This is a genomic window from Paenibacillus apii (assembly GCF_011043685.1).
Taxonomy (GTDB): Bacteria; Bacillota; Bacilli; order Paenibacillales; family Paenibacillaceae; genus Paenibacillus_AQ; species Paenibacillus_AQ sabinae.
Map to the genome: position 1 here is coordinate 250,015 of NZ_JAAKGU010000006.1, position 18,479 is coordinate 268,493.

Below are 18,479 nucleotides of genomic sequence, written 5' to 3' on the forward strand. Positions count from 1 at the left end.
GTATGCGAATATCCGGAAAAGGTAAGGAGCGAGCTTCCCCCTTAGTTATCCAGCAATGCCCACCAGCCGTGCTTTTGTCAGCCGCTAAATGGACTATCAGGCCTCGGCTTCCTCACGGTTCACCGCTTCCTCCTCAAATTGGTCGATGCTCTCGTTGGAGCCGATGACCACCATGATGTCGCCCGCATACAGGTAATCATGCGCCGTCGGAGCGACGATAATCCCGCCTTCGCGGTTCAATGCGATAATACTGCAGCCGTATTTCGCCCGGGTGTTGATCTCGGCGAGGCTCTTGCCGTCCATGCAGGACGGAACGGTCAGCTCGACGATTTTGTAATCCTTGGACAGCTCGATGTAATCGAGCAGATGCGGCGTCACCAGCTGATGCGCCACGCGTATCCCCATATCCCGCTCCGGAAAAATAACCCTGTCCACCCCCAGCTTCTCCAAAGCGCGGCCGTGAAGGATGGAAATCGCCTTGGCCACGACCATTTTGACGCCCAGTTCCTTCAAAAGTATAGCGGTAAGGATACTCCGCTCCATATTGTCACCAATCGCGACGATGCCGCAGTCCAGGTTCCGGACGCCAAGCGACCGCATCACACTCTCATCCGTAGCGTCCGCCATGACTGCATGCGTCAGCTTATCGGTCATCTCCTCCACCCGTTCCTCGTTGTGGTCGATGCCGAGCACCTCAAATCCCTTCTCCATCAGCTCAAGCGCGAGACTCGCGCCGAAGCGGCCCAGGCCGATCACGACAAACTGCTGTGCTTTCATTTCCGTATCCCCTTATCCGATAATCATTTTGCCTTCCGGGTAGCGATATAATTCCTTACCCTTCTTCGGCCCAAGTGCATAAGCCAGCGTCAATACGCCCAGCCTGCCGGCGAACATGGTAAGACAGATGAGGATTTTACCCGCCGCGGACAGATCCGGCGTCAGTCCGAGACTGAGCCCCACCGTGGCAAAAGCGGATGTCGTCTCAAACAGCACTTTCAAAAAAGACGTATCTTCCGTGGTGGAGAGCACCATGGAGACGGCGACGATCAGCAGCAGAGCCAGCAGCGTAATGGTCAGCGCCTTGAACACCCGTTCTTGAGCCAGGCGGCAGCGGAACAGCACGATATCTTCCCGTCCGCGCAGCATCGCGATAACCGCTCCAATCATGATGGTAAAGGTCGTAGTCTTGATGCCGCCCCCGGTGGAACCCGGAGAAGCCCCGATAAACATCAGGATCACGATAAAAAACTGCGAGGCCTGCCTGAGGCCCGTCATATCCAGCGTGTTGGCGCCTGCCGTGCGCGGAGTAACGGATTGAAAGAAGGACGACCATATTTTTCCGCCCCAGCCCAGAGAACCCAGAGTCCGCGAATTCGTAAACTCGAAGATAAAAAGAACAACGGCGCCGATCACGATCAGTGCGGCCGTCATCGACAGCACAACCTTGCTGTGCAGTGAGAGCTTGCGTTTGCGCCGGTAATCTATAACATCCGACATCACAATAAAGCCGATGCCGCCGGAGACGATCAGAAACATTACCACGATATTGACAACCGGATCGCCCGCGTAGCCGGTCAGGCTGCGGTACCCGCCGAACAGATCGAATCCGGCATTGTTAAACATCGAAACAGCATGGAATATCCCGAAAAAAACAGCCCGTCCCAGAGGCATATCAAAGGCCCAGCGGATCGTAAGTAAGAGCGCGCCGCAGGCTTCAATAACCAGCGAATAGATCAGGACGCTGCGAATCAGCCGAACGATGCCTTCCATGGAGCTCTGATTCATCGCTTCCTGAAGCACGAGCCGCTCCCGCAGCGAAATACGGCGCCGGAACACCAGGGCGAACAAGGTTGCCATCGACATGAATCCAAGACCGCCGACCTGGATCAGCAGCATGATGACGATCTGGCCAAAGGTCGTGAAGAACGTACCGGTGTCTTTTACAACGAGCCCCGTCACGCAGGTGGCCGATGTGGCCGTAAACAGCGCGTCCAAAAAACCTAATGGCTGCCCGGAGACATGCGACACCGGCAGCATCAGCAGCAGAGCTCCGATTAAAATGATGACGGCAAAGCCAATCACCAGAATTTGGGGCGGCGACAGCTTCAGCCAGCGAAATTCCGAAACCTTTGATAGTTGTAAGGCCATATCCATCCCCCGTCCATAAAATCCGATTTATCTTCATATGCTATCTTAGGCGATATTACCAAATTCGGATGGCGATTTCACTTGTTTTTTCCGTGTTTTTCGCCCCTTTCCCCTCCAAATAATGGATTTGCGTATCACTGCTGTGCTATTTTAAGATAGTCAGACCCATTTTTAGTCAGATTGTTCTATAGAAATCTTTTATCCAAGGAGGCGTTTCATGAATCCCGTAGGCCAACCTTTACAACAGCGGCCCATCTCCCGAACACTCATGATCTCAGGCCTGATCGGTCTGATTTTGTTTGTCTTGTTCCAGATTGTTCCATCCCTTACCCAGGAAGACTTCGCCGGCGAACCGGTGATCAGCAAATCGGAGGCCCGTGAGAATGCGGCGCTTTTTGCAGCACAGAATCTAGGATACATACCGGAGACCGGCGACCGCTGGATCGTTACTTATAAGTCAGATTCCGCTTTTTACGGCTACATGTCGCGGGAAAGTCTGCTGGACGATTACAGCAAAAGAAAGCTGGACCGCAAATACCCATACGATACCTTTCATGCTTCCCTCGATTCCCAGGATGACAAGTGGGCAGATCTGGCGGTCGATCTCAATATGTATACCGGCGAGCCGGCCGGCTTCACCCGCATACCCGCCGGAGCCGGAGAGAAGGGAAACGGAACCGAAGCCGCATTGACCGGCAAAGATGAGACCGAGGACGTCATCAGCGACACCTCGCTGTCGCCGGTACAGCAGGAGCGACTGGCCCAGCCTTGGCTGAAGCTCTGGGGGGCCGACCCTTCCCGGCTAAAAAAAGCTTTCGCTTCGGGCGGCTTCGGCCTTATCTATACCGACAGCTCGGTGAAGATCGGGGAAGCTCCGCTGCGCTATGCCTTCAAGTTCACTGCAGGCGAAGTGTCCGTCTTCAGGCCCGGATTCTCCGCTCCGGAGTGGCATACGGCCTATGTGAAATCGCAGACTTCAGCGGCGACCCGGTACACGCTGTTCGGCTACGGGCTGCCTACCTTCGCCCTCGGCGTTCTGGCGCTCATCTACAGTATTCTGCGCCGGCAGCATACATCATTTGCACGCGGCGCCTTTTTGAGCGCAGCCCACTTTGCCATTATGATGATCAGCACGTACAATATGCTCCCCGAAACGGCCGGAACCGGCGCGGAGGACCGGATTACGTCCGTCGTCATGTTCGTCATTTATACGCTGTACAGTCTGCTGATGTCGGCGCTGCTCTACTTCTCTCTGGTCGGCGGAAACGGCCTTTGGAGAAAAGAGGAAGGGCTGAACCCCTGGCCGCGGGCGAAGGAGCCGGGCTACGGCAAATACGTCATGGACAGCGTCTACGCCGGGTATATTTGGGCATTCGTGCTGCTCGGCGTGCAGACGATAATGTTCATTATTTTGCAGTACACGCTGCATAACTGGTCGACGACGGACCCCACCCAGTCGCCCTACAATATGCGCTATGCCTGGCTGCTGCCGATCGTCGCCTGGCTGGCCGGACTTTCCGAAGAAGCGGTTTATCGGCTGTTCGGCATCCGGATGCTCAAAAAAATCGTGCGCAGCACCCTGCTCGCCAGCCTCATTACGACCATCATCTGGGCGTTCGGGCATACGCTTTACCCGATCTATCCGATCAGTTCCCGGCCGATTGAGCTGACGGTGATCGGGCTGCTGTTCAGTTATATTTTTCTGCGCTTCGGCTTCATCGCCGTCATGTTCAGCCATGTCGTCTTCGACAGCATTCTGATGGGCGCCACCTTGATCTTCATGCAGGAGCCGGTCAATGTCGCCGCGGGATTCATTACGATTGCGATGCCGTTTGTCGTCGGCTACATCGTCTATCGCTTCAACCCGCCGGGACGGGAGCGCAAGCCTCAGTCTCTGGATCTCGGGCCAGGACCCGGGCCGGGTTCGGGGCCTGAGCCGGGTCCTATCACGTAAACGCCGGGCGGTTCCTCTATTGCAGGAGCCCCATGTGGAACAAATCGCGGAGCGAATCCTGAATTACGTTCCCGAGGTTAAAGAGGTTAATCTATGACAAATTCAAGTACGTCTTCATCCCTGCAGCCTAAGACGGATGAGCAGGCGGTTCCGGCGCTCACGCTGCTGGAACTGCCCCTCTCCTATATCCGGTTTCTGATGGGGATGTTCATTTCCAGATTGGGAGATTCCCTGTTTACTTTCTCCATTCCCTGGATCTCCTACAAATTAACCCAATCCAGCATTGTAATGGGGTCCATGTACGCGGTGAGCGTTCTGCCGATCGTCTTGTTCGGGCCGGTTGTGGGCAGTATGGTCGACAGATGGGAACGAAAAAAGCTGATGATCATTACCGATAGCTTTAGAGCGCTGCTCGTCGCGCTGATCCCCCTGTTGCACTTTGCTGGAGTTCTGCAGCTGTGGCATCTTTACGCGATTTCCTTCGTGCTCACCATACTCTCGCTGATGTTCGACGTTTCCATCGTTGCCATTATTCCTTCGCTGGCGCCCAAACAATTGACGCGGGCTAACGCCTCCTATCAGTTGACCAATCAAATCGCGGAGCTGGCGGGACCGCTGCTTGCCGGCGTGATTATCGTAGCCATCGGAGGATTCAATACGCTTTGGCTCGATGCCGTATCATTCGCGGGAACGCTTGTCGTTTTGATGCTTATGCCAAGCTTCGGCAAGCCCAAGTTGATGGCCAGCCTGTCGCAGATTTTCAAAGACATCGGCGAAGGGTTCAAATGGCTCATCCGTTCCAAAATCAATCTCTCCTTCTCCTTCCAGGCGATGATTGGCAACTTCGGCTACAGCGCGGCTTTCGGCGTGTTGATGTTCTACCTGCTGAACACTCTCCATCTGAATACCCAGCAGAGCAGCATCAACTATACCCTGCTAGGATTTGGAGGCATCATCGGAAGCATTCTGGCCGTTCCGCTGGAGAAGAGGTTCCGCAGGGGCATATTGATCCCCGTTCTGCTTGGGATCGGAACGGTCGGTTTCCTTTTTGCTTCGTTCAGTCATTTCTGGCTTGCTCCCGGGATCGCCTTTTTCGCGGTCACGGTCTGCAATGTCGCTTGGAATACGATTGTCACCTCCGTACGCCAAGAGACCATTCCATCCGATATGATCGGACGCGTACTTGGCTTCTCCAGAGTGCTGACCCGTTTGGCCATGCCCTTGGGAGCGATGTCCGGAGCCGCCCTGTCGGGATGGACCGATCCAAGAGCGGTATTCGCTGTAGCGGCAGGCGCCAAAATCCTGGAGGTAGTCATCGCGCTGGTGACGCCGATCCGAAAACTTTGAGCACATCTGGATCATTTCAAATCGGATGCTCTGCATACAAGCGTTGAAAACATTCGGACTCAGTCTGAAAACAGCCCGGGAGCGCATTAGCGGCTCCCGGGCTGTTGCTGTAAAATATGGACTTTATAAATGGCTGGGCATTCTCGCCTTATTATACCGTCTCTTCATCTCTCAGCGCGTCCAGAATCTGCCGGGCGAGTTTGTCGCCGATGGACAATGGACGGAAATCTTCGACCGTTGCTTCTTTGATTTTTTTGAGCGAGCCGAAATGCTTGAGCAGCAGCTTCCGCCGCTTCTCGCCGATGCCCGGAATCGCGTCAAGCCGCGAAGTGACCATCGACTTGCCGCGCTGCTCGCGGTGGAACGTGATCGCAAAGCGGTGCACCTCATCTTGAATGCGCTGGAGCAGATAAAACTCCTCGCTGTCCCGGGCCAAATGAACCGGCTCCGGCGGATCGCCGACCAGCAACTGCGCGGTCTTGTGCTTCACGTCCTTGACTAGCCCGCAGACCGGAATGAACAGGCCCAGCTCGTTCTCCAGAATATCGACCGCCGCGGATATTTGGCCTCTGCCGCCGTCCACGACGATCAGGTCGGGCTGCGGCAAATTCTCCTTAAGTACCCGCTCGTAGCGGCGGCGGATGACCTCGCGCATCGTTTCGTAGTCATCCGGCCCCTGAACGGTGCGCACCTTGTATTTGCGGTACTCCTTCTTCGCGGGCTTGCCGTCGATGAACACGACCATCGCCGATACGGGATTCGCCCCCTGGATGTTCGAGTTGTCGAACGCCTCGATCCGGCTGAGGCTCTCAAGTCCCAGGCTCTGCCCGAGCCCTTGCGCCGCGCCGGAGGTGCGCTCCTCGTCCCGCTCGATCAGGCGGAACTTCTCCTCGAGCGCCACGCGTCCGTTCTCACAGGCCATGCGGACCATCTTCTTCTTCAGGCCGCGCCGCGGCACCAGCACCTTGACGCCCAGCCATTCCTGGAGCGCGGCGGCCCCGCCGGCGGCATCCACCACGCCGGCCGCGGCAGCTTCCACAGCGGCGGCAGCGCGGTGCGCCGTCTCCGCTTCCGTCTCCGGCGCGTCCTCATCGGCGGCGGAGGCGTCTTCGGCAGAGGGGGCGATCAGCGACGGCTCGCCGTCACCGGCAGCGTGGCCGGCGGAAGTATCGCCGGCCGTTTCCGCTGCCGGGGCGTGTGCCGGCGCCGCTGTTCCGGCGCCAGCCGCTCTTTCCGCCGCGCCGCTTTCCTCAGCGGCCGGACCATCCGGCGGAAGCACGGACGCCGCGTCCTGCACGAGCAGCGCTTCAGGCAGCAAAATCTCCTGCGGCAGCGCTGGATTTTCGCTATAATACTGCGTCACATACGACATGAAGTCGCTGAAGGCTTCACCGTAGAACGGGAAGCTGGACGAGTGGCGCTGGATCATTTTTCCCTGTCTCATATAGAGAATCTGCACGCACATCCAGCCTTTGTCCACGGCGTAGCCGAATACGTCACGGTCCTTCGTGTCTGCTGTGTTGATGTTCTGCTTCTCCATCAAGGCTTCGATATAGTTAATTTGGTCTCTCAATTCCTTGGCCCGTTCAAAATACAGCTCCTCCGCGGCCTCCTGCATTTTTTGCTGAAGATCCTTCTTGACCGCTTCATGGCCTCCGCCGAGGAACGTTGAAATGCTCTGGGTGATCTCGTCATACGCCGACTTCGGCACTTCCTTCTCGCACGGCGCCAGGCATTGGCCCATATGGTAATACAGGCATACCTCCTTCGGCATCGCTCCGCATTTCCGCAGGGGATACATCCGGTCAAGCAGCTTCTTCGTCTGCTGAGCCGCGTAGGCATTCGGGTACGGTCCAAAATACTTTGCTTTATCTTTAAGCACCCGGCGCGTCACTTCGAGGCGCGGATGCCGTTCATTCGTAATTTTGATGTAGGGAAAGGTCTTGTCGTCCTTGAGCTGCACGTTGTAGCGCGGCATATGTTTTTTGATCAGGTTGCACTCGAGAATGAGCGCTTCCATGTTACTGGCTGTGACGATATATTCGAAATCGCGGATATCCGCGACCAGCCGCTGGGTTTTGCCGTTATGGCTGCCCGTAAAATAAGAGCGGACCCGATTCTTCAGCACCTTCGCCTTCCCTACATAGATGATGGTGCCTTCTTCGTTCTTCATCAGGTAACATCCGGGCAGGTCCGGCAGCAGCGCCAGCTTGCCCCTGATATTGTCCATGTAATCCATGTGGTGTATTCCCCTCCTAAATCCTCCCCAATGGGGAGGACCCCAAGGGCTGCGCCCTCTGGACACCCGGAAATGGGCAAATGAGCGGCGCTTAAGCCTGGGGTGGTGACCTGGTTTGAATCAAGCGGTCCCTTCTCGGTCCCCGCCCTGACGGACGGCGGCCTCGGGACCTTTCATGCGGCGCGTCCCCGGCGCTTGCCCATCATATGTGCGGACGCCCGCTCTCCCTTCGGGATTCGCTTTACTGCGCAATACGGCGCATAACTCTCCATTCGTGCAGGGACCCGCTCTCCCTACGGGATTCGCTTATCATAGCGCACAAAGCGCCTCCGGTTTAAACCGAAGGCGCTGGGCAGGGCCAATGACCCGGGAGCTAACGGAAATAAATTATTGATGCTTTGCTACGATATTTTTCAGCGATTCTTTGGAGTTCAGACCGACTACTTTATCGACAGGCTGGCCGTCTTTAAAGAAGATCAGCGTCGGGATGCTCATTACGCCGAAACGGGAAGCCGTTTCCGGATTTTCATCGACGTTCAATTTCGCGATTTTTACGCCGTCTCCAAGCTCGGTGGACAGTTCATCCAGAATTGGAGCAAGCATTTTGCAAGGACCGCACCAAGGAGCCCAGAAGTCTACTACAACAGTACCCTGACCTTGAATCTCGGTGTTAAAAGATTGGTCAGACACATTAACGATTGCCATGATATATTCCTCCTAAAAAGTTTTGTGGCGACAGGCTTCCGTACAGACGCATCAGCGATGCCGGCTGCGAAGAAGGATGTCAAAGGGTTTTGCGAAGCGAAGTCCGCTTCGTAATATTTAATCGTCTGTGAAGCGGTGCGGCGTTCGGTATAGCCCGCTTCGTATGCTCTGCGTTAATAAATGTTTTCATGTAGTATGATAACCAGATTACAATTTATCGACACGTTCTCAGTATAACATATTTTACCCGAATATGTGAAATGTCACATTACTCGATTATTTCTAAAGATTCTTTACAACCTGCTGAGGAGTTGGATATACTTAAAGAAAGCGCATTATCTGTCAATGACAATCTTCATACTCCTGCATTCCCAGCGAACGGCCATTTTTGGCGAGGAGGTCAAACTATGGATACCAATGTGCGGACGCCCGATCCCCGGGAGCATGTAAACGAAGAGCCCCGGAATGACCTGGGCGATTTAATGACCGGTTTTTTTGGAATGACCACATTTATGTTCGTTGTCTTTTTCGGCATGGTCATCATCAAGTTCCTGATGTCGGAGTGAACAAACGGCAGGTCCGATCACCGGACCTGCCGTTTCTATTTATTGCGCATCCGCAGGGACAGCGGGCTCACGCTCGCTTGAAGCACAATCCGCCCTTCACGCGCTAACGTAAAGCGAATCTCGCAAGGACAGCGGCCGCTCAATCTCTAGATGCGCAATGCGCCCTTCACGAGCGCTAACGTAAAGCGCATCCCGTAGGGACAGCGGCTGCTCGCTCGCTTGATACACAATCCGCTCTTCACGAGCGCTAACGTAGAGCGCATCCCGCAGGGACAGCGGGCCACGCTCGCTTGATGCGCAATCCGCCGCCCCCTCGCATGAAAGGTCCTTCGGCCTCCGCCCATCAGGGCGGAGGCCGAATAGGGACCGCTCCATGCTCCACAGCAACTCCCTACCGCCAAAGCCGCTCCTTCGCAAATTTCCGGGTGTCCAGAGGGCGTAGCCCTTGGGGTCCTCCCCATTGGGGAGGATTTAGGAGGGGCCCCCCCGTTGATTCTCCCCAACCAGCTGCACCACATCCACATAAGGCGAAATGCGGTTCATCAGGCGCTGGCCCTTATAAACCTCCTCGCCGTCCTTGCTGGTGAAGCTGAGATGCTTCTCCAGTCCCTCCAGCGGATAGTTCGACGTATAGAACGTCGGCTTGCGGTTCATCCGGTAGTTGAGAATCGGCCCCAGCACATGATCCCGCGCCCAGGGGTTCAGATTCTCCGCTCCGATATCGTCAAAGATCAGCAGATCACAGTTCTTCATCGTATCGACGGTTTCTTTGAGCTTTTGGCCGTCTGTCATGATCGCCTTCAGCTCCTCGACAAAATCGGGCATGTACACAATAACGCCGCTGAATCCGGCGATCGCCAGCTCATGCAGCAGGTAGCACATCAGGAACGTCTTGCCGGTGCCGAAGGAGCCGTACAGGTACAGGCCGCGTTCGGACAGCCCGGATTCTTTCGTGTTCTTGATGTACTGGAACAGCCGGCCCACCGCCGGAGCGCGGCGCGGGTCCTTGCCCATAATTTCTATCTCGTCATAGCCTTCGTTCAGCACACGTTCGTCTACATAGAAGCTGCGGATTCGTCTGCGAATGCGTTCCTGGTTGTCTTTGGCCACTTGCAGCTCGCATGCAGTCTTGCGCTCGTACAAATCCGGGAACCCGCCGACGCTCTCCACCGTGAGCTTGCTGTAATGGCCCTGAAAATCGTTGGGGCACCGCTCCAGACCGGGACAATTCGCACAGTTGCGAGCTTCCTCCACATATTGATACAGGCGGCTTAAATGAAGCCTGAGCCTGGATTCTTCCAATTCGGGATGTTCGCTGCGAAGCCGAAGCACGAGCGGATGGTTCAGCAATTCATGCTCCAAATCCCTCGAGCGCAGGCGCAGAGCGGGATTATTCATCGAACGAAGCACTTCGCCCATCGACTCCACCTTAACCCCTCACTTTCCTTACGGCGACTTCGCCGCTCCTTTTTTCTTGCTGGCCTTGATATCGGCCGCCATCTGCATCATTGCCGCAAATTCTTCATCGCTCACGGCTCCCGACTGTCCGTCATCCAGCGCAATCTGGATTTCGGGCTTGCCGGACCGGCCTGCGCCCTTCCCATAGGAACGCGAACGCGCTCCCGGCGCGCCGGAGGCCGCTTTTCCTTTGACCTTGGATTGATCGCGTATGTAGCGTACCGCCTTCTCATAGCTGTTGACCTGCTTGACCAGCATATTGGAGGCAATGGCCTCGACAAAATTGCGGTTGATCCGCTGTTCTCCCCCCGAGGCGACCATGGCCATCAGGTAGTGAATGAGAATGTTGATGACTTCGCCCGGCAGCTTGTAATTGAGATCGATCTTCTCGAAAATATCCAACAGCTGACCCGGTACCGCCCCCGGAAAAAAAGTCTGAAGCAGCCGGGTATACGGCTCGTTGCGCAGCATCATATTATATTGGTGAATATCGCATTTGGAGAGGAACTGCGGAGGAACCTCCACATAATATTCCATTTCGACCGGCTGCTCATCGGGCACGATCGGTTCTTCGGCCTGCTCGGCCGCCCGGATGGACACGACCTTCGCGGCGGCGGCTTCACGCTGCTCCTGCCGCTTCATATTTTGCCGGAAATGCTGGCTCGCCCGGTGCTGAAGCTCATCCAGCAGCACATCGCCGTCCGGACCAAAAATACCGTCCTCGTCAAGCAGCCGGCATATATCCTGCGCGCTGAGCTTATATTTGTGGGCCACATAGTTGATGACGCCCATCTGCTCATAATCGAAGCGCAGCTTCTCGACATGCGCCCGGTTCACCGACTCCCGCGGAAACCGCAAAATGATGTCGCTGTAGCCGATCTCAAGCTTCCCTTCCCCATTCTTAACGGGCTGCCGGACGGCGGCTACCTCGGTCAGCGCCTGCTCCAGCTCGTAGTCGATGACATGCGTGTTCAGCTCGAAAATATCGTAGAACGGCCGCGAGATATTTTCCTTGCCAACGGCGCCCCGGCTCCATTCCTCCGGCTCCCGGCCCCAAAACTGCTCTCTTAAGGACAATACGGCGAATTTGCCGACCTTGTCGCGCAGCAGCAGCGTCAAATGCTGGGTGGCGAAAAAATCCGACGGCGACAGCGGAGACAGCAGCTCGTACTCGTACATATAATCTTCGGATTCCGGTATGAAGACCCGGCTCGTTTGAAGCAGACCGACCGCTTCCAGCTTGGATGCCTGTTCGATCATCGTTCTTCGGCCCTTCTCGTTCGGTTCAACACCAAGCGTCAGAAACAGACGCCGCTGCGGCTCCGCAGCTGAATACCCGATCGCTTCCGCCGGAACATGAGAATACAGCAGACGGTACAAACTTATAGCTAAAGCGCCGACCATAGGCTGGTAGATGGAGCTCAGCATACGTTCGTCGACGGGACTGAGACCGAATTCGCGGGAAACGCAGTACCGATGATGTTCGGTGAAATGATGTAAATGACTGATATGCATCTTCGGATACCTCCAATTCACGAATTCTTAGGACTTTTCTATTCAAAGTAGAGTTCTATTCTATCATAAATCGACTGTCAATAAATGTGGAAAAAAGCCCAAATCGGGCGCTTTCTCCCGCTCGCTCGCATCCGGTCCGCCTTATCCTGATCTATGCTGATTTTTTAGAAAATATGATGAAACAAATTAAAACGGCCGCATCCTCAAGTGATTCTTACCCGGGAAGCGGCCGTCTGGTTGCGCCTTATGTCTAATATAGGGTTATTCGTAAATCAATCTTCATATAACAAGGATGCGCCGGATTCAATCACGGTCTGCATAAATGTTGAAACCTCGACATGCTTGGGATGCGTAAGGTAAGCCTGATAATCCTCCATGGACCCGTACCGTGTAATCAGCATCAGGTCAAAGGGCGATTGTCCGGTCCGTACATCCTCCCTGACCTCAATCCCGGCAAGACTTTCAATATGTCCCCTCATGCCGAGTAGCGTCTCCCGGACCCGATCCCTTATTTCCGGGCTGTTATCCTTGAGTTTGATCAGCAAATTATTTATAAGCATCTCAACAGCTCCTTTTCTTATACGTAATAGAAACTGTGTACCTTCCCGGTTACACGGCCGGAAGTGTCCCGCCGTCGATCACATACTCGCTGCCGGTGATGGAGGCAGCACGATCGGATGCCAGAAAAGCCACCAGCTCCGCCACTTCCTCTGGAAGGCCGGGACGGCCAAGCGGTATGCCACCGAGCGAATCCATCAGGGCGCTCAGCGCCGATTCCCGGCTTCCTGTTTCGACTGATAGCCGGTCCAACAGCGCATCGGCGGCCTTGGTCTGAATGAAGCCCGGAGCAACCGTGTTGATTCGAACGCCCAAAGGTGCGAACTGCTTGGACAACCCTTTGCTGTATGTGGTAAGCGCTGCTTTGGCCGCCGCATAAGCGAGAGTCGCTTCGTACAGGGGAAGCCTGCGCTGAATGGAGGAAATATGGATGATCACCCCACTTCTACGCTCCGCCATACCGGGCAGCAGGCCGCGGTCCAGCCTTATGGACGCGAACAAATTGGCGTTAATCGTCTCCTGCCAGTCCTGGTCGCTTAAGACGAGCGCTCCTCCGGAAGGGGCAGATGAGCCACCGACATTGTTTACCAGAATGTCCACTCCACCCAGGCGGTTCAAAGCCTCCTGTACCACCTTTTCGGCTCCTTCCGGTGTGCTGACATCCGCCTCAACAAAAAGGCCTTGAAAGGTTCTCGGTTCAGGGGCCGAGCGGGCTGTAATCATGACTGTGGCGCCGGAATCAGCCAGCCTTCCTGCAATCGCCGCGCCCATTCCCTTGGTCCCGCCTGTCACCAGCACCCGCTTCCCGGCAAATTCCTTCTCTGTGCCTCTATAAAAAGCTATAACCTCATCTCCTTTGTTTCATGTGCTTCCGATCGGACAGCTACATCTTACAATGGACTTTTCAATTAATCTATTTTATTATTTTCATCAAATCAATGAATATTTTTAATGAAAGAATGGAGGCTCCATGGAACTGACTCAGCTCGAATATTTTCTGACGGCTGCCCGGCATCAGCATTTGACCAGAGCGGCAGAGGAGCTGCGGGTAACCCAGTCGGCCTTAAGCCACGCCATATCCAAGCTGGAGAGCGAACTGGGCGTTCCCCTGTTCGATCGGACAGGGCGCAATATCCGGGTCAATGCGTTTGGTCTCATGTTCGCCAAGCGGGTGGAGCGAGGACTCCTGGAACTGAAGTCAGGCATCCATGAAATCGAAGCCAATACCAACCCCGACACCGGAATCGTGAACCTCTCTTATCTCAATATTCTAGGCGCCGAGCAGGTACCCCGACTTATTAAAGATTATCAGCGGCTGAAACCGGGCGTAAGATTCGAATTGACGCAGGGCAACTACGATGATATCAACGCCCATCTGGAAGCCGGTCACTCGGATTTAATGATTACATCCAAGGAGACGGCTGACGATAAGCATGAATGGGCGTCCATCAGCACCGTTCCGCTGTACCTTGCCGTACCGAAAGAACATCCCTTTGCGGCTCGAGCCTCTATCAGCCTTCGGAAGATTACGGGGGAGCCTTTTATCGGCATGAACAAGAACTGCGGGCTGAAAAAGACTCTGACGACCCGGTTCATGAATACCGGCTTTGAGCTGAACGTCATATATGACGCCGAGGATTTAATGACAGTCGCAGGATTTATCTCCGCAGGGCTCGGGTTGTCCGTACTGCCCAGAATGACGGGGCTTCAATTGGAAGGCATCTCCTGGCTGCCGATCGAAGAACGGGACTGGACATGGGAGATCGGCCTTAAATGGCGGACGGACCGGTATCTGTCTCCTGCCGCTCGCGGGTTTCTGGATTTTGTTCTCAGCCACTATCCGGAACATGAACAGGCCGTCCCCCTGACGTAGCCGGGGAACAGCCTGCTTGGTATGCCTTATCTTCGTCTAGAACACTTGTCTTCGTTTAGAACATTTTATAGCCGCCGAGCCGCAGGCGCCGGATGGTCCAGCCGCTGAGCACCGCTCCAGCCAGCCCCGCAATACCGGTCAGGTAATCCACCGGGTGAAACGAGGACAGATGCTCCCATAGCGTCACGGAAGAACGGTCCCAGATCGAATACACCACCACCGGCAAAATGACGAGCACGAACAAATAAGCCGGAAACCAGGTGGTCTTCATTAACATATTGAGGATAAAGCCGATGCCGAACATCATCACAAAGAACAGAACGGTGAGCACAAACACAGGAATAAATCCCATCGTTACCCTTCCCCTCTCTCGATTAAGAAGCGCGAATAAAGCATCAACCCGTAGTCAGTTTACTAGAAAAAAAGGGGCGAAGCAACGAAATTCATAGGGCGCGCCTCGCCCCCGTTTGCTCTTCACCGTACGCTTGCGCTACAATGCTTAGAAGGACAACCATTTGAGGAGTGATCGCATGAGTGAAGCCGCTTTGACGCTGGAAGGATGGTATGCGCTCCATGACTTCCGCTCTCTGGATTGGACCGCCTGGACGGCGGCCGATGACGAGGAACGCGCTGTGGCTCTGGATGAACTGAATGCATTTATAGAGGAATGGTCCGGTGTAGAGGAAGCGAAGCTGGGCAGTTCCGCCTGGTATTCGATCGTCGGACAGAAAGCCGATTTAGTGATGGTGCATTTGCGCGAAAGCCTGGAAGAGCTGAACAAGCTTGAGGTCGCTTTCAACAAGACGGCATTTGCCCCTTTTACAACCAAAGCTTACTCCTATGTCAGCATTGTGGAGCTAAGCAATTATAATCCGAGCGGAGAGAGCGGAGAAGACCCGATGCAGAATCCGCATATCGCCGCCCGCCTGAAGCCGGCCCTCCCGAAATCCAGGCATATCTGCTTCTACCCGATGAACAAAAAGCGCGATCTGGCCGACAACTGGTACATGCTTGATATGGCCAAGCGCAAGGAGCTGATGTATTCGCACGGGCTGATCGGCCGCGGATACGCAGGCAAGGTGAAACAGATCATTACCGGCTCCGTCGGTCTGGACGATTGGGAATGGGGCGTAACGCTCTTCGCTGACGATGCGCTGCAGTTCAAGAAGCTGGTCTATGAGATGCGGTTTGACGAAGTCAGCGCCCGCTACGGCGAATTCGGATCGTTCTATGTTGGCAACCTGCTGACTTTTGAATCCTTTGACGAGATGTTAAAAGTATAGCAAGCGGCAAAAAGGGTGTGCCTTTCGCGTCAACACGCGAAGGGCACACCCTTTCTTTCACTGTTCTTCCGAAGACGCTTCATCGTCTCCGTCTTCATGCAAGCTCTTCAAATAATCGGCGGTCTGCCGGTCCCGGACCCGGCTCTTCTCTTTCAGCCGCTCGATCGCGGGCATGATGAGCAGGTCGATTTCTTTCTGGACTGTATAGGCCAGATCATGCCTTCCCTGGTCCTCCAGATAGGAGCCAACCTCGATCAGGCCATTGTAACGGTCAAGTTCGTCCCGGGTCAAAAGCCCCCGCACCTGTACGCTGCAGTGACGCATCCTACAGGAATCTGCCTTTCTTCAGCACCAGCGGAATGCCGCCGATGATAAAGAGGTAGCGCAGATCGACGACTTTTTTGAGCTGGGCCGCAAAAAAGCCCTTGTACTTCTTGTCGCCGACCACGGCGATTCCTTCGCCCTTGCCGAGCGAAGCCACCGTTCCTTTATTGCTGAACGCGAATTTCTTCGGCTGCTGACTACGGATCGCGGCCACCAGGTTGTTGGCGCAGCACTCGCCCTGCTGCATAGCGATCTGCGCTGTCGGAGGGTAAGGACGGCCTTCCGGCGAGATCATGAGCGAACCGTCGCCGATGATGAAGATGTTGTCGTGTCCCGGAGCGCGCAGGAATTCGTCCACTTTCACGCGGCCGCGCATCGCCTCGAAGCCCGCCGCTTCAATCAGACGGTTCCCGCGGATGCCGCCCGTCCAGACGATCGTCGACGCCTTGATTTCTTCGCCCGTTGCAAGCAGGACGCTGCCTGGAGTGCATTCCTTGATCGCTACGCCGATCTTGAAGGTTACGCCTCGCTTCGTCAGTACCTTCATGGCATGCTCCACAAGCTCCGGCGCAAAGCCCGGCAGCGCAGTTGGAGCCGCCTCTACGTTGTAGATGTTAACCAGACTCGGATCAACGTCGTACTCCTTGCAGAGTTCGGGAATCCGGTCCGCAAGCTCGGCCACAAATTCGATGCCGCTGAAGCCCGCGCCACCGACGACGAAATTGATATGCTCCTGCGGGTTGTTCTCGTTCTTGTATTTGGCGAATTGGTATTCGATATGCTGGCGGATGAGACGGACCGAGTTGATGCTGCGGATCGTCAGGGCATACTTGTCCAGTCCCGGAATGCCGAAGGTCTCCGGCTCGCCGCCAAGCGCGATAACGAGATAGTCGTAGGACAGCGTGCCGTCCTCCAAAATGACTTTTTTCTGCTGGGTGCGGATTTCCTGCACCGACGACTTCACCAGATCGATCTTGAATTCATCGATAAGCTTGGAAATGGCAACGCGAGAGTCCTCGATCGAATCCGTTCCCGCCGCAGGCATATGAAGATGGGTCGTAAAGTAATGGTACTCGTGGCGATTAACAAGAGTGACATCCGCCTCATTGTAGTTTAAGGCCTTTTGCAGACGCTGTGCGGTTAATATACCTCCGTATCCCGCACCTAGAATTACGATTTTGGGAATACTATTCATTTTCCGGCTCCTTCCAACAGGCGAATCTGATTTAACTGTTTCATTTTAAGATTATTGTGAAATTATACACATAAAGTTGGAATAAATTCCAATAAAACTTAAAGCAATTCGAAAATAATCATATACATTGTAAACCTTACTTTGCCATTAATCAAATGGAATTCATTCACAACAATTGGCGAATGCTCCAGTTAATTCTGTAAATCTGACCTTTGCAGGTAAGTCACGCAAAGTTTATAATGGGTAGTATGGCAATTTGAATATATCAACTTGGAGGTGTAGAATCCTGTGACTTCCCAGCAATCCGATTCTCCCATTAACGACCTGCTGATTATCGGCGGCGGCCCGGCAGGCATGTTTGCCGCGTTCTACGGCGGGATGCGTCAGGCGTCTGTAACCCTTATTGAGAGTATGCCCCAATTGGGCGGGCAGCTTGCCGCTCTCTATCCCGAAAAATATATTTACGACGTAGCGGGGTTCCCTAAAGTTACCGCGCAAGAGCTGGTAGACAATCTTTCCCGGCAAATGAGCCTGTTCCAGACCGATATCCGTCTGGAGGAAAAGGTCCTTTCCGTGGAAAAACGGGAAGAACGCCATTTTGTCGTAACGACCGACAAAGCGGAATATCATGCCAAGGCCGTCATCATCACGGCAGGCGTAGGCGCCTTTGAACCCCGCCGTCTGGATCTGCCCGAAGCGGGGCGCTTTGAAAAAGCGAATTTGCACTATTTTGTAAGTGATTTGAATGCTTTTAAAGATAAAAAGGTACTGATCAGCGGTGGCGGCGACTCCGCGGTCGACTGGGCGCTGATGCTCGAGCCGGTCGCCGCTGAGGTTACTCTGATCCACCGCCGCGACAAGTTCCGCGCTCACGAGCACAGCGTCGAGAACCTGATGAATTCCAAAGTCAAGGTTATCACTCCTTCCGAGATTACCGCGCTGCACGGCGAAGAGTTCATAGAGAAAGTGACCCTTTCCAATGTCAAGACCAAAGAAACCCAGGAGCTTGAAGTGGACAGCGTTATTGTCAACTTCGGCTTCGTCTCCTCGCTCGGTCCGATCACCGAATGGGGTCTGCAGATTGAAGGCAACTCCATTGTCGTCGACTCCCGGATGGAGACGAATATCCCGGGCCTGTTCGCCGCGGGCGATATTACCACTTATCCCGGCAAGCTGAAGCTGATCGCCGTCGGATTCGGCGAAGCGCCGACCGCCGTGAACAACGCCAAGGTCTACATCGACCCTGAGGCGAAGCTGTCTCCCGGCCACAGCAGCAATCTTAAGCTGTAAAACCGGTTGGCATAAGCAATCGTC

General features: G+C 54.7%; 17 protein-coding genes. 6 read left to right on the forward strand and 11 right to left on the reverse strand.

Translation table 11 applies throughout. The features are described 5' to 3' along the window. Positions 1-96: 96 nt before the first annotated feature. Both G5B47_RS15120 and G5B47_RS15125 read right to left on the reverse strand, forming a co-directional pair. On the reverse strand, positions 97-777 hold the full coding sequence (locus G5B47_RS15120; protein WP_165099575.1) for a potassium channel family protein: 681 nt from the start codon (positions 775-777) through the stop codon (positions 97-99). 12 nt (positions 778-789) lie between these two features. Further along, on the reverse strand, positions 790-2,148 hold the full coding sequence (locus G5B47_RS15125; RefSeq protein WP_165099577.1) for a TrkH family potassium uptake protein: 1,359 nt from the start codon (positions 2,146-2,148) through the stop codon (positions 790-792). A gap of 217 nt (positions 2,149-2,365) precedes the next feature. Here G5B47_RS15125 and G5B47_RS15130 point away from each other — a divergent pair, with 217 nt between their 5' ends. Both G5B47_RS15130 and G5B47_RS15135 read left to right on the forward strand, forming a co-directional pair. After that, a complete protein-coding gene (locus G5B47_RS15130) occupies positions 2,366-4,102 on the forward strand; it encodes a CPBP family intramembrane glutamic endopeptidase (protein WP_165099580.1) in 1,737 nt (578 codons plus the stop codon). 93 nt (positions 4,103-4,195) lie between these two features. Continuing rightward, a complete protein-coding gene (locus G5B47_RS15135; protein ID WP_165099583.1) occupies positions 4,196-5,449 on the forward strand; it encodes an MFS transporter in 1,254 nt (417 codons plus the stop codon). Positions 5,450-5,600: 151 nt separating this feature from the next. On the opposite strand, the gene uvrC is transcribed toward G5B47_RS15135, so the two are convergent. Together uvrC and trxA are read right to left on the reverse strand one after the other, a co-directional pair. Continuing rightward, on the reverse strand, positions 5,601-7,688 hold the full coding sequence (uvrC, locus tag G5B47_RS15140) for an excinuclease ABC subunit UvrC (protein ID WP_165099585.1): 2,088 nt from the start codon (positions 7,686-7,688) through the stop codon (positions 5,601-5,603). 387 nt (positions 7,689-8,075) lie between these two features. Then, a complete protein-coding gene (gene trxA / locus G5B47_RS15145) occupies positions 8,076-8,393 on the reverse strand; it encodes a thioredoxin (protein ID WP_025336234.1) in 318 nt (105 codons plus the stop codon). A 407-nt stretch (positions 8,394-8,800) separates the two neighbouring features. On the opposite strand from trxA, the gene G5B47_RS15150 reads away from it, so the two are divergent. Continuing rightward, on the forward strand, positions 8,801-8,959 hold the full coding sequence (locus tag G5B47_RS15150; protein ID WP_165099587.1) for a YqzM family protein: 159 nt from the start codon (positions 8,801-8,803) through the stop codon (positions 8,957-8,959). Positions 8,960-9,430: 471 nt separating this feature from the next. On the opposite strand, the gene dnaI is transcribed toward G5B47_RS15150, so the two are convergent. From dnaI to G5B47_RS15170, 4 genes are all read right to left on the reverse strand, one after another. After that, complete coding sequence (dnaI, locus tag G5B47_RS15155) at positions 9,431-10,387, reverse strand: primosomal protein DnaI (protein WP_165099590.1); 957 nt, start codon at positions 10,385-10,387, stop codon at positions 9,431-9,433. Between the two features lie 18 nt (positions 10,388-10,405). Next, positions 10,406-11,932: a replication initiation and membrane attachment family protein gene (locus G5B47_RS15160; RefSeq protein ID WP_165099593.1), complete on the reverse strand. Its 1,527-nt coding sequence runs from the start codon at positions 11,930-11,932 to the stop codon at positions 10,406-10,408. Positions 11,933-12,204: 272 nt separating this feature from the next. After that, a complete protein-coding gene (locus G5B47_RS15165; protein ID WP_165099596.1) occupies positions 12,205-12,492 on the reverse strand; it encodes a Dabb family protein in 288 nt (95 codons plus the stop codon). A gap of 49 nt (positions 12,493-12,541) precedes the next feature. Further along, entirely contained in the window at positions 12,542-13,333 is a 792-nt protein-coding gene (locus tag G5B47_RS15170) for an SDR family oxidoreductase (protein WP_165099690.1), read from the reverse strand. 127 nt (positions 13,334-13,460) lie between these two features. Here G5B47_RS15170 and G5B47_RS15175 point away from each other — a divergent pair, with 127 nt between their 5' ends. After that, a complete protein-coding gene (locus G5B47_RS15175; RefSeq protein ID WP_165099599.1) occupies positions 13,461-14,363 on the forward strand; it encodes a LysR family transcriptional regulator in 903 nt (300 codons plus the stop codon). A gap of 55 nt (positions 14,364-14,418) precedes the next feature. On the opposite strand, the gene G5B47_RS15180 is transcribed toward G5B47_RS15175, so the two are convergent. Continuing rightward, positions 14,419-14,715, reverse strand: a complete 297-nt coding sequence (locus tag G5B47_RS15180; protein ID WP_165099600.1) for a YuiB family protein — start codon at positions 14,713-14,715, stop codon at positions 14,419-14,421. Positions 14,716-14,893: 178 nt separating this feature from the next. On the opposite strand from G5B47_RS15180, the gene hemQ reads away from it, so the two are divergent. After that, entirely contained in the window at positions 14,894-15,646 is a 753-nt protein-coding gene (hemQ, locus tag G5B47_RS15185; protein ID WP_165099603.1) for a hydrogen peroxide-dependent heme synthase, read from the forward strand. Between the two features lie 57 nt (positions 15,647-15,703). Here hemQ and G5B47_RS15190 read toward each other — a convergent pair whose 3' ends face one another. Both G5B47_RS15190 and G5B47_RS15195 read right to left on the reverse strand, forming a co-directional pair. After that, a complete protein-coding gene (locus G5B47_RS15190) occupies positions 15,704-15,970 on the reverse strand; it encodes a hypothetical protein (RefSeq protein ID WP_165099606.1) in 267 nt (88 codons plus the stop codon). A 1-nt stretch (position 15,971) separates the two neighbouring features. After that, positions 15,972-17,165, reverse strand: coding sequence for an NAD(P)/FAD-dependent oxidoreductase (locus G5B47_RS15195; RefSeq protein ID WP_165099608.1), 1,194 nt, complete (start codon positions 17,163-17,165; stop codon positions 15,972-15,974). Between the two features lie 288 nt (positions 17,166-17,453). Here G5B47_RS15195 and G5B47_RS15200 point away from each other — a divergent pair, with 288 nt between their 5' ends. Then, positions 17,454-18,455, forward strand: a complete 1,002-nt coding sequence (locus tag G5B47_RS15200) for an NAD(P)/FAD-dependent oxidoreductase (RefSeq protein WP_165099610.1) — start codon at positions 17,454-17,456, stop codon at positions 18,453-18,455. Positions 18,456-18,479 lie beyond the last annotated feature (24 nt).

Bases quoted from the DNA above. Each gene is read 5' to 3' on its own strand.
- G5B47_RS15120 (WP_165099575.1), bottom strand. From the start codon at position 777: ATGAAAGCACAGCAGTTTGTCGTGATCGGCCTGGGCCGCTTCGGCGCG.
- G5B47_RS15125 (WP_165099577.1), bottom strand. From the start codon at position 2,148: ATGGCCTTACAACTATCAAAGGTTTCGGAATTTCGCTGGCTGAAGCTG.
- G5B47_RS15130 (WP_165099580.1), top strand. From the start codon at position 2,366: ATGAATCCCGTAGGCCAACCTTTACAACAGCGGCCCATCTCCCGAACA.
- G5B47_RS15135 (WP_165099583.1), top strand. From the start codon at position 4,196: ATGACAAATTCAAGTACGTCTTCATCCCTGCAGCCTAAGACGGATGAG.
- uvrC (WP_165099585.1), bottom strand. From the start codon at position 7,688: ATGGATTACATGGACAATATCAGGGGCAAGCTGGCGCTGCTGCCGGAC.
- trxA (WP_025336234.1), bottom strand. From the start codon at position 8,393: ATGGCAATCGTTAATGTGTCTGACCAATCTTTTAACACCGAGATTCAA.
- G5B47_RS15150 (WP_165099587.1), top strand. From the start codon at position 8,801: ATGGATACCAATGTGCGGACGCCCGATCCCCGGGAGCATGTAAACGAA.
- G5B47_RS15160 (WP_165099593.1), bottom strand. From the start codon at position 11,932: ATGCATATCAGTCATTTACATCATTTCACCGAACATCATCGGTACTGC.
- G5B47_RS15165 (WP_165099596.1), bottom strand. From the start codon at position 12,492: ATGCTTATAAATAATTTGCTGATCAAACTCAAGGATAACAGCCCGGAA.
- G5B47_RS15175 (WP_165099599.1), top strand. From the start codon at position 13,461: ATGGAACTGACTCAGCTCGAATATTTTCTGACGGCTGCCCGGCATCAG.
- G5B47_RS15180 (WP_165099600.1), bottom strand. From the start codon at position 14,715: ATGGGATTTATTCCTGTGTTTGTGCTCACCGTTCTGTTCTTTGTGATG.
- hemQ (WP_165099603.1), top strand. From the start codon at position 14,894: ATGAGTGAAGCCGCTTTGACGCTGGAAGGATGGTATGCGCTCCATGAC.
- G5B47_RS15190 (WP_165099606.1), bottom strand. From the start codon at position 15,970: ATGCGTCACTGCAGCGTACAGGTGCGGGGGCTTTTGACCCGGGACGAA.
- G5B47_RS15195 (WP_165099608.1), bottom strand. From the start codon at position 17,165: ATGAATAGTATTCCCAAAATCGTAATTCTAGGTGCGGGATACGGAGGT.